This window comes from Neobacillus canaveralius (assembly GCF_047237705.1).
GTDB lineage: Bacteria > Bacillota > Bacilli > Bacillales > Cytobacillaceae > Neobacillus > Neobacillus niacini_K.
On the sequence record NZ_JBDFLL010000001.1, the window covers coordinates 2,100,097 to 2,112,650 of the forward strand.

At 38.7% G+C, this 12,554-nt stretch carries 14 protein-coding genes; all 14 read left to right on the forward strand.

Going from position 1 to position 12,554, the window contains the following annotated elements; translation table 11 throughout:
* The first annotated feature begins 66 nt into the window (after nt 1-66).
* The 14 genes from ABC255_RS10720 to ABC255_RS10785 all read left to right on the forward strand — a co-directional run bounded on the left by ABC255_RS10720 (nt 67) and on the right by ABC255_RS10785 (nt 11,469).
* A complete protein-coding gene (locus ABC255_RS10720; protein ID WP_412993374.1) occupies nt 67-711 on the forward strand; it encodes a TetR/AcrR family transcriptional regulator in 645 nt (214 codons plus the stop codon).
* A 170-nt stretch (nt 712-881) separates the two neighbouring features.
* The gene (locus tag ABC255_RS10725; RefSeq protein ID WP_412993376.1) at nt 882-1,046 is read left to right on the forward strand and encodes a hypothetical protein; all 165 of its coding nucleotides are present in this window, start codon (nt 882-884) and stop codon (nt 1,044-1,046) included.
* Nucleotides 1,047-1,217: 171 nt separating this feature from the next.
* Nucleotides 1,218-1,382, forward strand: coding sequence for a hypothetical protein (locus ABC255_RS10730; protein WP_412993378.1), 165 nt, complete (start codon nt 1,218-1,220; stop codon nt 1,380-1,382).
* 244 nt (nt 1,383-1,626) lie between these two features.
* Entirely contained in the window at nt 1,627-1,791 is a 165-nt protein-coding gene (locus tag ABC255_RS10735; protein ID WP_335555473.1) for a hypothetical protein, read from the forward strand.
* Nucleotides 1,792-1,811: 20 nt separating this feature from the next.
* A complete protein-coding gene (locus ABC255_RS10740) occupies nt 1,812-2,981 on the forward strand; it encodes an MFS transporter (protein WP_335555475.1) in 1,170 nt (389 codons plus the stop codon).
* Nucleotides 2,982-3,024: 43 nt separating this feature from the next.
* Nucleotides 3,025-3,732, forward strand: a complete 708-nt coding sequence (locus tag ABC255_RS10745; protein ID WP_412993380.1) for an SDR family oxidoreductase — start codon at nt 3,025-3,027, stop codon at nt 3,730-3,732.
* Nucleotides 3,733-3,812: 80 nt separating this feature from the next.
* Nucleotides 3,813-4,793 carry an aldo/keto reductase gene (locus tag ABC255_RS10750; RefSeq protein ID WP_412993382.1) on the forward strand — a complete coding sequence of 327 codons (981 nt, stop codon included), beginning with the start codon at nt 3,813-3,815 and terminating at the stop codon, nt 4,791-4,793.
* Between the two features lie 90 nt (nt 4,794-4,883).
* Nucleotides 4,884-5,219 (forward strand): carboxymuconolactone decarboxylase family protein, encoded by a 336-nt coding sequence (locus ABC255_RS10755; RefSeq protein WP_335555481.1) that lies wholly within the window; start codon nt 4,884-4,886, stop codon nt 5,217-5,219.
* Nucleotides 5,220-5,257: 38 nt separating this feature from the next.
* Nucleotides 5,258-5,998 carry an SDR family oxidoreductase gene (locus tag ABC255_RS10760; RefSeq protein ID WP_335555484.1) on the forward strand — a complete coding sequence of 247 codons (741 nt, stop codon included), beginning with the start codon at nt 5,258-5,260 and terminating at the stop codon, nt 5,996-5,998.
* Between the two features lie 229 nt (nt 5,999-6,227).
* Nucleotides 6,228-7,079: an aldo/keto reductase gene (locus tag ABC255_RS10765; RefSeq protein ID WP_335555487.1), complete on the forward strand. Its 852-nt coding sequence runs from the start codon at nt 6,228-6,230 to the stop codon at nt 7,077-7,079.
* Between the two features lie 143 nt (nt 7,080-7,222).
* The gene (locus ABC255_RS10770; protein ID WP_335555489.1) at nt 7,223-8,206 is read left to right on the forward strand and encodes an aldo/keto reductase; all 984 of its coding nucleotides are present in this window, start codon (nt 7,223-7,225) and stop codon (nt 8,204-8,206) included.
* Nucleotides 8,207-8,280: 74 nt separating this feature from the next.
* Entirely contained in the window at nt 8,281-9,069 is a 789-nt protein-coding gene (locus tag ABC255_RS10775; RefSeq protein WP_412993385.1) for an SDR family NAD(P)-dependent oxidoreductase, read from the forward strand.
* 86 nt (nt 9,070-9,155) lie between these two features.
* Nucleotides 9,156-9,473 (forward strand): putative quinol monooxygenase, encoded by a 318-nt coding sequence (locus tag ABC255_RS10780; protein ID WP_412993386.1) that lies wholly within the window; start codon nt 9,156-9,158, stop codon nt 9,471-9,473.
* 1,018 nt (nt 9,474-10,491) lie between these two features.
* A complete protein-coding gene (locus tag ABC255_RS10785) occupies nt 10,492-11,469 on the forward strand; it encodes an FAD-dependent monooxygenase (RefSeq protein ID WP_412993388.1) in 978 nt (325 codons plus the stop codon).
* Nucleotides 11,470-12,554 lie beyond the last annotated feature (1,085 nt).

Sequence of the window (12,554 nt, forward strand, 5' to 3'; positions counted from 1 at the left end):
GAAGTGGATATTTATGTTAATATAGAGAAGAGATTGTGAAGAAAGTTAGTTTAATAGGAATAGTTATTGATTGTCAATATAGTTGTCCGTCAGAACCGCTTGACTTTAATCGAATGTTCATTTAATATATGGCGTATGAGACATAAAGACGAAAATAAAAACGAATGCATCTTTAATGCAACAATAGATTTAATAAATGAACAGGGTCTGGCCGGAGTTTCTATGTCGAAGATCGCTAAAAAAGCCAATGTATCTGCTTCGACTATTTACGTTTATTTTGAAAATAAGGAGGATTTGCTTAATAAATTATTTTTGAATGTCAAAAAGAAGATGAGTCTAGAAATATTCACCAATTTCGATGATTCAACTCCATTACAAATAGCATTTGAAACTTCTTTAAGGAAATTTATTCATTTTATCTTAACCAATAAAGATTACTTTTTGTTTATTGAGCAGTTTCAAAATTCACCCCTACTTCACAAAATCTCTCTTGAAGAGAGTTTAGAATTGTTTGAACCGCTCTATAAGAGTTTATTTGAAAAAGGGAAACAGCAACATGTTTTTAAACAAGTTGATACGAATCTGCTGGTTATCTTTACTTTTAGACCGGTCATTGAATTGGCCAAAGAACATTTTAATGGAAATTTTGAATTGAATCAGGAAAAAATGGATGAGATTATTCATATGAGTTGGGATGCTATAAAAGCTTGAAAATCGATTCCATTGAAACTTTTCATTCAGAGGGAGCAAATGGTTAAATCTGGATTAGTTAACTCCATTGTATAAAAAACATGCTCTCTCTGATAAAAATATATATTGACTATAATCGAATGTTCGTTTAACATATAACAGGTGAAAGTTAATATTTTTTTGATATTAAAATGAACGAACGTTCGATTAATGTTTATGATACGAATCTGCTGGTTATCTTTACTTTTAGACCGGTCATTGAATTGGCCAAAGAACATTTTAATGGAAACTTTGAATTGAATCAGGAAAAAATGGATGAGATTATTCATATGAGTTGGGATGCTATAAAAGCTTGAAAAGTCGATTCCATTGAAACTTTTCATTCAGAGGGAGCAAATGGTTAAATCTGGATTAGTTAACTCCATTGTATAAAAAACATGCTCTCTCTGATAAAAATATATATTGACTATAATCGAATGTTCGTTTAACATATAACAGGTGAAAGTTAATATTTTTTTGATATTAAAATGAGCGAACGTTCGATTAATGTTTATGATACGAATCTGCTGGTTATCTTTACTTTTAGACCGGTCATTGAATTGGTTAAAGAACATTTTAATGGAAATTTTGAATTGAATCAGAAAAAAATGGATGAGATTATTCATATGAGTTGGGATGCTATAAAAGCTTGAAAATCGATTCCATTGAAACTTTTCATTCAGAGGGAGCAAATGGTTAAATCTGTATTAGTTAACTCCATTGTATAAAAAACATGCTCTCTCTGATAAAAATATATATTGACTATAATCGAATGTTCGTTTAATATATAACGGGTGAAAGTTAATATTTTTTTGAGATTAAAATGAACGAACATTCGATTAATATTTAAGTTCTAAGTATCTAATTCCTTTCAGTCTTTCCTTTAAGGTGTAAAGAGTGAACATAAAGAAGAGATTAAAATATCTATTGAAAGGTGGTGATGTTATAAGTATCCACAATGGTACAAATCCAGATCTTCCGTTCATGAAACAGCTGCAGCTGACGTATCTGTTCATGCTATTAATAGAAATGCATTACCAAAAAGTTAAGATTTATAATTAATGAAAATAGGAGAGGGTATAATGTCTAACCGCAATAATTTGTTTATTTTTATATTAACTTTAGGAGTTTTCGGCATCTTAAATACAGAAATGGGAGTCGTTGGAATATTACCTTTACTTGCTGAACACTTTCATGTCAGTGTATCTACAGCAGGGTTACTAGTGAGTTTCTTCGCACTTGCTGTTGCTGTATCTGGACCAATTTTGCCTTTATTATTCTCTGGTATAAATCGAAAGAAGGTCTTGTTACTTGTACTTGGCGTTTTCGTTCTGGGTAACATTGTCTCCATATTTGCACCAAACTTTACAATTGCATTAATTGCTCGTGTGATTCCAGCCTTTTTACATCCAGTTTATATCTCAATAGCTTTAACAGCAGCAGCTAGCTCAGTTTCCCAGGAACAAGCTCCAAAAGCTGTTTCTAAAGTGATTTTGGGAGTATCAGCAGGTATGGTAATAGGTGTACCAATCACTACCTTTATTGCTAATGCAACTTCAGTTGAAAATGCGTTGGTATTCTTTGCTATCGTTAATGCTATTGCATTCATTGCTACATTACTATTTGTACCTTCTATGCCGGTTAAGGAAAGACTTTCTTACGGAACACAATTAAGCGTATTAAAAAAACCAATTTTATGGTTATCCATTTTTGCTGTCATATTTATTAATGCAGCAATATTCGGGGTTTACACTTACCTTGCTGAGTATCTTAAAACCATTACTAAAATACCAGGGGAAACGATCAGTTTAATGTTAGTTATATTTGGAGTGGCTAGTTTAATTGGAAACCTCGTAGGAGGGACGTTACTTACTAAAAATGCCATCAAATCTGTAGTGTCTTATCCATTCGCATTAGGAGCCATTTACATCTTAGTATTCCTAATGGGGAAGTTAACTGCACCTATGTTTATCATTATTTTGCTATGGGGAATCTTATTTGCTATTGGAAATAATATCAGTCAATTTTGGATTGCGTCTGCAGTTCCAGAAGCTCCTGAATTTGCAAATGGCTTGTTTCTAGCATTTGGTAGCTTAGGAATAACCATTGGTTCGGCCGTAGGCGGAATGTTTCTATCGGGCATGGGTATCCAAAGCGTATTGTTAGCAGGGGCCCTATTCTTGATATTAAGTATAGTATTTATTTTACTGAGAAATACCATGTATAGTTCCAAAAGACAACTTTCTCAATAAGGATTAGTAAAGATTATTATGAGGAGAGAAAAGGCGGAGTTAGATGTCACAGGATAAACAAGTTGCTTTTGTCACAGGCGGGAATCGAGGGATTGGATATGAGCTGGTCAAACAATTGGCTTTGAAAGGTTTTAAGGTCATTTTGGCAAGCCGCGATCCAAAGAGGGGTCATGAAGCTGCCCAAAAACTTAAGGGGTTAGATCTGGATGTTTCGTTTGTGATGATGGATGTAGACGATCAAGAAAGCATTCGTCAAGCTGCGATTACAGTAAATGAGAAGTATGGAAGATTAGACGTATTGTTTAATAATGCTGGCTTGTATTTTGATGAGAATGAAAAGTTATTGACTATGGACCCTTCCATTCTGGAGAAAACAATGAGAACTAATTTCTTCGGTGCTTATTATGTCATCCATTCCTTTATGCCACTCATGGAAAAGCAACGCTATGGGAGAATTATTAATGTATCTTCAGAACTTGGGGCAATGAGAGACATGTCCGTTCAAGGAGCAGGAGCCTATAAGTTGTCTAAACTTGCCTTGAATGGATTGACGCAATTGGTAGCTGCGGAAATCAAAGGAGATATCAAAATAAACGCAGTCTGTCCGGGATGGGTAAGTTCAGATATGGGTGGACCATCTGCTCCAAGAACTCCAAAGCAAGCAGCTGAGTCTATCCTTTGGTTAGCGACTATTGGACCTGAAGGGCCTCATGGAGGGTTATTCAGAGATGGAAAGCCAATCCATTGGTGAGATACTTCACTATTAATAACATCCTTTTAAATTATAGGCAATGGTAGTTTTACTTCTATTCGAAAGTGAGGACTAATCAATTGGAATATGTGAAACTTGGAAATACGGGCTTGGATGTATCTCGACTTTGTCTTGGGTGTATGAGCTTTGGCGTAGCAGAACGGTGGGCTCATAAATGGGTACTTAACGAGGAACGTAGTCGTCCTATTATTAAAAAGGCCCTTGAGTTAGGTGTTAATTTTTTTGACACAGCGAACTGGTATTCAGACGGAACAAGCGAGGAAATCGTTGGTCAGGCTCTAAAGGATTATGCAAATCGGGATGAAATAGTCATCGCTACGAAGCTTTATTTCCCTATGCATGAAGGTCCAAATAGTGCTGGGCTTTCCCGAAAGGCCATTATGAGTGAAATTGATAAGAGTCTTAGACGTCTCGGAACGGATTATGTGGATCTGTACCAAATCCATCGATGGGATTATCATACTCCCATTGAAGAGACGATGGAAGCATTACATGATGTGGTAAAGTCTGGGAAGGTAAGATACATTGGTGCTTCTTCCATGCACGCATGGCAATTTTTGAAGGCGAACCATGTTGCGGAGAAAAATAGATGGACAAAGTTTGTATCGATGCAGAATCATTTAAACCTCTTATACCGTGAGGAAGAGAGGGAAATGCTCCCACTTTGTAAGGAAGAAAAAATCGGGGTAATTCCGTGGAGTCCGCTTGCCAAAGGAAGATTAACGCGCGATTGGGAGGAAACGACACATCGTTCTGAAAACGATGAAATAGGACAGAAGTTTTTCCCTATAACATCCGATTCAGACCGAAAAGTGGTAGAACGAGTAGCAGAATTGGCGGCAAAACGCGGTATTCCCCGCGCTCAAATCGCGCTTGCTTGGTTGCTGCAAAAGGAGCCTGTTACTTCTCCTATAATAGGGGCTACGAAAATGTCTAATCTTGAAGATGCGGTAACTGCTCTTTCAATTTCATTAACACCTGATGAAATCGCGTTCTTGGAAGAGCCGTATGTGCCGCATTCAGTGCTTGGTTTTAATTAATGGTGGTTTCTTCGATTGAGCGAAAGCTACTTTTTTGACAAGTTTCTTCTATATAAAATAAGAGTGAAAAAATGAAGGGATGGATATAAAATGCAAAATTCAAAAGAACTTACTCCTGCACAAAAAATGATCGGAGATTTTGCTCCTAAACTTGTTCAATTAAATGATGATGTATTATTTGCAGATGTATGGGAGCGTAAGGAGCTTTCTCCTCGTGAACGCAGTTTAATTACCGTATCTTCATTAATAACAGGTGGAAATACACAACAACTAGGATTTCATTTAAACAAAGCAAAGGAAAACGGTCTTTCAGAAGAAGAACTTATCGAAGTCATTACCCATCTTGCTTTTTATGCTAGCTGGCCAAAAGCAATGTCAGCCATTATGGTTGCTAAAGAATTGTTTTCGAAAGAAAAGCAAAAATAAAATCTTAAAGTTGTTTATTAAGAAAGGATGTTATTTAGTTGTCTAGTATACAAGATAAAGTTGTCATTATTACGGGTGCTTCTAGTGGAATCGGAGAAAATACAGCAAAAGAACTTGCTTCTAAAGGTGCGAAGTTGGTGCTAGCAGCTCGTCGTGAAGATCGATTAAAGAAACTACAAGAAGAGATTCAAGAAAATGGCGGAGAAGCTATTTATAAAGTGACCGATGTGACTTCGCATGATCAAATGGAAGAGCTATCTGAATATGCTATTAAAGAGTTTGGGAAAATTGATGTAATGGTCAACAATGCAGGGTTAATGCCCCTATCACCTCTTCATGAGAAGAAAATCCATGAATGGGATACGATGATTGATGTGAACATCAAAGGTGTACTTTATGGTATTGGTGCTGTTCTTCCTTCTATGAGAGAAAGAAAAGAAGGACATATTATTAATATTTCTTCAGTAGCAGGACACGAAGTAATGTCCGCAAGTGCGGTTTATAGTGGTACAAAATTTGCTGTACGTGCAATTTCTGAAGGCCTCCGGAAAGAAGAACTTGGTAACAATATTCGTACAACTATTATCTCGCCAGGAGTAGTTGCTACTGATTTACCAGAAACAATTTCAGGTTCAGAACTAAAATCTGCAATAGATGACTTCTACAAAATTGCGATAGACCCAAAAAGTATTGCTCGTGCCATTGCCTTTGCCATTGAGCAACCATCTGATGTAGGGATTAATGAGATGATTATTCGCCCTACACAGCAAGAGCTCTAATAAGAAACCTGACTTTTTTAAAATGAGTGGAAGCGAGACTATTTACCTTTTAAAAAGACAGAGTTAAACGAAGAGACCTTGGTTATAGTGAACTATTGACTTCGTGTTACTCGAATGTGATAGGGTTATGATAGATCAGGTTACTGAAATTGTAAGTCCTAACAGAGGACATAAATGGGATAAACATCAGTAACTTGACTCATATATTTATAAAATAGGAGGATTATATATGCAGAAAGTAATTTTGAACAATGGTGTTGAGATGCCTATTCTAGGCTTTGGTGTGTATCTGATGGAAGATGCAAATGAATGTGAACAAAGCGTTTATGATGCCCTTATGGCAGGCTATCGTCTGATTGATACGGCTGCTGCATATCTAAATGAAGAAGCAGTTGGCAAAGCAATCAAACGAAGTGGTGTGCCAAGAGAGGAAATCTTTATTACGACAAAACTCTGGATTCAGGATGCTGGTTATGAGAATACAAAAAAGGCATTTGCAAAATCACTAGAAAAATTACAAGTGGATTATTTGGATTTATATTTAATTCATCAGCCTTTTGGTGATATATACGGTTCTTGGCGTGCTATGGAAGAATTGTATCGTGAGGGAAAAATCAGAGCTATCGGAGTTAGCAACTTCCATATGGACCGTCTGGTAGATTTGATGGATCATAATGAAGTAATTCCTGCCGTGAACCAGATTGAAACACATCCTTTCACCCAACAAGTAGAAAGTGCTAAATTTATGAAAGAAAATAATGTTCAGATCGAGTCCTGGGGTCCTTTTGCTCAAGGAAAACATAATGTTTTCCAGAATGAAGTTTTAGTATCACTGGCTGAAAAGTATAATAAATCTGTTTCTCAGGTAATTTTACGTTGGTTAACACAAAGAGAAGTCGTTGTAATTCCAAAGTCTGTTCGTAAAGAAAGAATCATTGAAAACTTCAATATCTTTGACTTTGAATTAAGCCAAGAGGATATGGAGACAATTGCTACGTTAGATACGAAAAAGCACCTTATCTTTGATCATAACAATCCTGAAAATGTGAGAATGATCGGTAATCGTAAATATGATATTTAAAGCTCTTATACAATGAAGTACCGAGAACAATATTACGAGTGAGCGTAAATTTTAAAGTAAGCTGACAATTTCATATCTATACATGTTTTTTTATTAAAGGTTTAAGAGCTGTTTTATATCTATAAGAAAGAGGGATGAAACAAATGGAATATGCAAAACTTGGAAATACCGGTTTGGATGTATCACGGGTTTGCCTGGGTACGATGGGCTTTGGTGTACCATCAGAGCGCTGGCCCCAAAAATGGGTAATTGATGAGGAGAAGAGCCGTCCGATAATAAAAAAGGCACTAGAATTAGGGATCAATTTCTTTGATACAGCAAATGTGTATTCAGACGGAATGAGTGAGGAATTTGTGGGACGTGCTTTAAGGGATTTTGCAAATCGTGATGAAATCGTCCTTGCAACAAAAGTTCATTTTCCAATGCACGACGGTCCAAATAGTATTGGACTTTCTCGGAAGACAATCATGAGCGAAATTGATAAAAGCCTTAAACGCCTTGATACAGATTATGTGGACCTCTATATTACCCATCGGTGGGATTACAATACTCCAATCGAAGAAACGATGGAAGCATTGCATGATGTTGTGAAGGCCGGCAAGGCAAGATACATTGGTGCTTCTGCAATGTATGCGTGGCAATTTCTAAAGGCAAATCATATTGCTGAGAAAAACGGTTGGACAAAGTTTGTATCCATGCAGAACCACCTAAACCTCATGTACCGTGAGGAAGAAAGGGAGATGCTGCCGCTCTGCAAGGAAGAAAAGATCGCCGTCACACCTTACAGCCCGCTCGCATCGGGAAGATTGACACGTGATTGGTCGGAAACAACGCTTCGTTCAGAAACGGATAATGTCCAAAAAACGAAGTATGATGCAACAGCAGATGCCGATCGATTAATCGTAGAACGTGTTGTCGAGCTTGCAGAAAAGCATGATGTTCCACGCTCGCATATTGCACTTGCCTGGCTACTGCAGAAAGAACCGGTAACAGCTCCTATTGTCGGTGCTACAAAAATCTCTCATCTCGAAGATGCAGTAGCTTCTCTTTCCGTTTCGCTAACGCCGGAAGATGTGGCGTACTTGGAAGAGCCCTATGTTCCGCACGCAATCGTTGGACATAGTTAATTGTGGTGAAACGACATTTAGATAATATTTAATACATGTAATTATGGGAAAGTGGGTATGACTCAATGGAAGATATGAATATTGAAAAACTGCAATCAAAAACATTGGAAGGACGCGTGGCACTCGTAACAGGGGGCAGCGCTGGGATTGGCTTCGGCGCTGCTAAGCGCTTATCCGAGGCTGGAGCATTCGTATATATTGTCTCTCGGCGACAAGAACAGATTGAACAGGCGGCAGCGCGGCTCGGAACATCGGTGCGTGGGATTGCAGTTGATGTTACCAAGAAGGACGATTTGGAGCGTCTCGCCGAGACTATCCAGAAAGAGCACGGAGGCCTCGATATCATTTTCGCAAATGCTGGCGGAGGCAAACCCATCGCATTCGAAGATCTCACCGAGGGGGAAATCGACCACTTGTTGGGTGTCAATATCAAGGGCGTAATCTTTACCGTTCAGACAATGCTTCCGATTCTCAAGGATGGTGCTTCAGTTATTCTGAACGCTTCGATTACCGCCGACATGGGTCTTCCAGGTTTTGCGGTTTATGCGGCGACCAAGGCAGCCGTCCGTTCGCTTGCACGCAGCTGGACCACAGACCTCAAGCATCGGGGCATTAGAGTGAATTCGGTTAGCCCGGGCGTTGTGCCGACGGAGGGATACCGCACCGAGCAAAAAATGACCGAAGAACAGGTGTCCGATTACGCGCAGCGAGTCACGAGTGAGATTCCTGTAGGGCGTGTCGGAACGCCGGAAGATATCGGTGACGCCGTAGTCTTTCTAGCCTCTGATGCGAGCAGCTTCATTACGGGAATCGATCTGGTGGTCGATGGCGGGCAGACACGAGTGTATGCGGGGAAAAATTGATCGGTGGTCGATCAACATTCGTTTGCTCGTTGAAGGTAAAGCCAGATGACATTCGGGCTCTGCCAACTAAAAAGGAGGGATGACCAATGCAAAGCTTAAAATCAGACGAACAACACATCATTTGCGAAGTAAGTTGTGAAACGCCGAACCGTGCAAAGGTAAAAGAACTTCTCCTGGAACTTGTAGGACCTGCACGTCTTGAGGAAGGGTGCCTTTACTACGACTTATACCAAAAGATTGAAGAGCCCAACACTTTTTACATCCTCGATGGTTGGGTTAATGAAAAAGCTGTTGCGGAGCACGCTCAGCATCCGAATGTGGAAAGAGTTATGGAACGTATGAGTCCATTACTTCTGTCTCCTCCGAAGATCACGCTGAGTCACCGCGTGAGCGATCCGTCATAATTGCAATATTGACTATCCACGAGGAGAAATGAAAAATAGGAATTGGTCCATTCTTTTTAGGTTCACTGATTCCTGCAACTTGGTATTATGCTTAGTCTGTACAGTTACTTCGTGTAGCTCGGCTTTGCCACGGGCGCTGTCATCGGTGGAATCACCGTGGGAGACTTGTCGATAATGGCCATCACTTGCACTTGGATCAGTGCGCTATATAGAGTATAAATTAATTGTGTAACTGTTTGAAATGGAGACTAAAAGCAAAAAGGTATAATCCCTTGCAATTATGAGGGATTATACCTTTTTTCAATAGGGCATTTTTACAGTGCCTTCAGCTTCTATCGGGCTGTTTTTTAAAATTATTGAGTTCTTATTCAACTATTCTTAGTTAAAGCATCTTTAAGAAAATCAAGCTCTAGTTAATTTACTTAAAAAGGTTGCAGAACAAAAAATGTAACTCTTGCCCAAATTGGCTTTGCCTGGCTACTAGCTCAAAAGCCGTGGATTGTTCCAAGCCCAGGTACGTGAAAAATAAATCGACTAGAACAAAATCTGGGAGCAGCTGACATAGAGCTGGCACCTGAAGATGATGATAGAGGTCGCAACCTCACAGATTAAACTGATTGGCGATCGATATCCCAAAGAGATGGAAAAGTTGACCGGACACTAATTAGTGGTCAAGTCAACAGCCATTTATTTTATCGATGTCGGGAGAGATGTAATTGGTTAATATCAGATATTTCTTTTTTACTAGAGTTATCGACGTCAATCAATAATTTGAAACAGGAGGGACTTCTTCAACTATCGGGGCAAGTTAGTTATAGGATAAGGAGAAAATACAATGACTGAAAAAAATGTAGGAAAGGATAATTTCCTGAGTGAATCAATCAATGACACTTTTACCGAATTCATTCAAGAAGCAAACGAATCTGCTGTAGTTGTCGGTGCGTCGCTTTCTGGACTAATGGCAGGGATTGCTCTTGCGCGAGCTGGGCTGAAGGTTACAATTTTAGAGAGAGCTGGAGTGAAATCACGTAGTGGCGCTGTTCTTCAAGTTGACAGTGGAGATATTGATCGAACTATAACAGCGAAAGTCTTAAGAAAACTTGCTTCTGGTGGTATTAGGTCTGTTGAGGCTTGGTCATCTGTACAGTCTCGATTGCGCGCAGAAGCCGAAGCTGATCCTAGAATCGACTTACGTTATGATACTCGCGTTCAAACTGTTAATCAGGACGACGACTCTGCTTGGGTTGTGACGGGTAAGGGAGAGACATTCCGTGGAGATATTTTGATTGGTGCTGATGGTCACCGCAGCACGGTGCGACATCATGTTTCACCGTATAAACCGGACGCAACTTTTGCGGGATACATGATATGGGTAGCTATTGTAGATGAGAATGATATCCCTGAAGAACATCGACCAAGCCGTAATGCCCCGATGACTACTATGCTAGATGGGAGTGGTGACTTTTTACTCGGTTCTATTGTTGCTGGAACAGACGGTTCTCGTGCTCTAGGACATAGACGACTAGGATGGGCTTGGTACGATAACACTCGAAATGATTTGTTACGTAGTCTTGGATGTGTGGAAGGAAACGTTGTGCGACATTCGCTTAATGCTCCTGACATTCCAGAACAGACACTGATTGAGCTAGCTGAACAAGCTTCTGTTAGATGGCCTCAACCATGGTTAGACGCGACTCTTCATAGCATTCAAACACGTAACCTTATAGGAACACCGATTGCCGAATACGTTCCTGATAATCTTGTGAAAGGACGTATAGCAATCGTTGGAGATGCTGCACATGTACCCACACCACTAACTGCATCGGGATTTAATGCTTCATTACAAGATGCTGCTACCTTGGCCGACTGCGTTGCAAAGGGAATTAAAGGATCCGCAGCAGCTGAGGCTCTTTTGGAATATGAGTCTCTCCGTTTAAAAAATGCACGTCAGATTGTGCAATCTGGACAATCTTTCAGTCGCTCTTTTGGACGATAAATGCGGAAATTAGAATAGAGGTAGAGTGGGACTTTGTTAAAAAGGAAACAAGAGAAAATACCTAATGAATAATAGGTATATGTTTAGTAATAGAAGTAGATCGTGAAGTATTTTACTTAAACTAAAGGATGCGATTCTTCAAGGAGAAGGTCGCCTTTTTTCTTATTCTACAAAAAAGTTTATGAAAAATTGTACTTTAACTATCGGTTAGTTAAACAAGCAATTCTGTACGAAAATGAATCGACTTTTAGAATAAAACAAATAAGATAAAAAGAAGCCGTTTTTCCCTTAGCGTACAGGAATTGACTTTTTTTAGATTGGTATTTGCTTAGCGTATGTTTTCCGCGTTTTGTTGGTAGGACCGCTTATTCTACAAAGTATGAATGGGCGGATTATGCAACCAATAATTCATTAATCTTATCTGATGAATTAGCAGATCTCAGCGACGACGTACTTACACGAATGATTAAGAAGATTGCTTATAAACATCATGCAAAGCTTAAAATTTCTACTTTGTAGAGAAAAAAGACGACTCATGCCCAGAGTAGTCTTTTGTATTTTTCAAGGAAAAGATATTATACTATGCTTGTTTAATAAGCATCCGGTTACTGTGAGATTGTTGAGGAAGGAGCACCGAATCATAATATAAAACTAGTGCATTTTTTGGAATTGAAGTTAAAGGGTGTATGACCGCATTATGGCGGTCTTTTTGTTGAACTACCATGGAATTACGAAACAGTCAAAATCTAAAAACGACTTTATTAAAGTAGACCTAGCGATTATAATTTTTAAAAAAGCTAGGCCTAAAATAAAACTCATGTCGCAATATCATTATGACGACAATTACCCTACTTTCATTCTATGTGGTGAAAAGCTGTTTTTTAGCGATTCATGGATGGCTAACGGGGACTTTAACACAATACAATAAGGAATAAAATTAAAAAGCCTAAAATATGCGTTTTTATGCACTACCTGTGTATTTTGACTCTTTTTACATTTAAAAAAGATACTGATATTAATAGCATTTTTAATTGCAAAAAACAAAGTGATAAATTATCTGAAAGTGTAACATCTTTAACGGAATT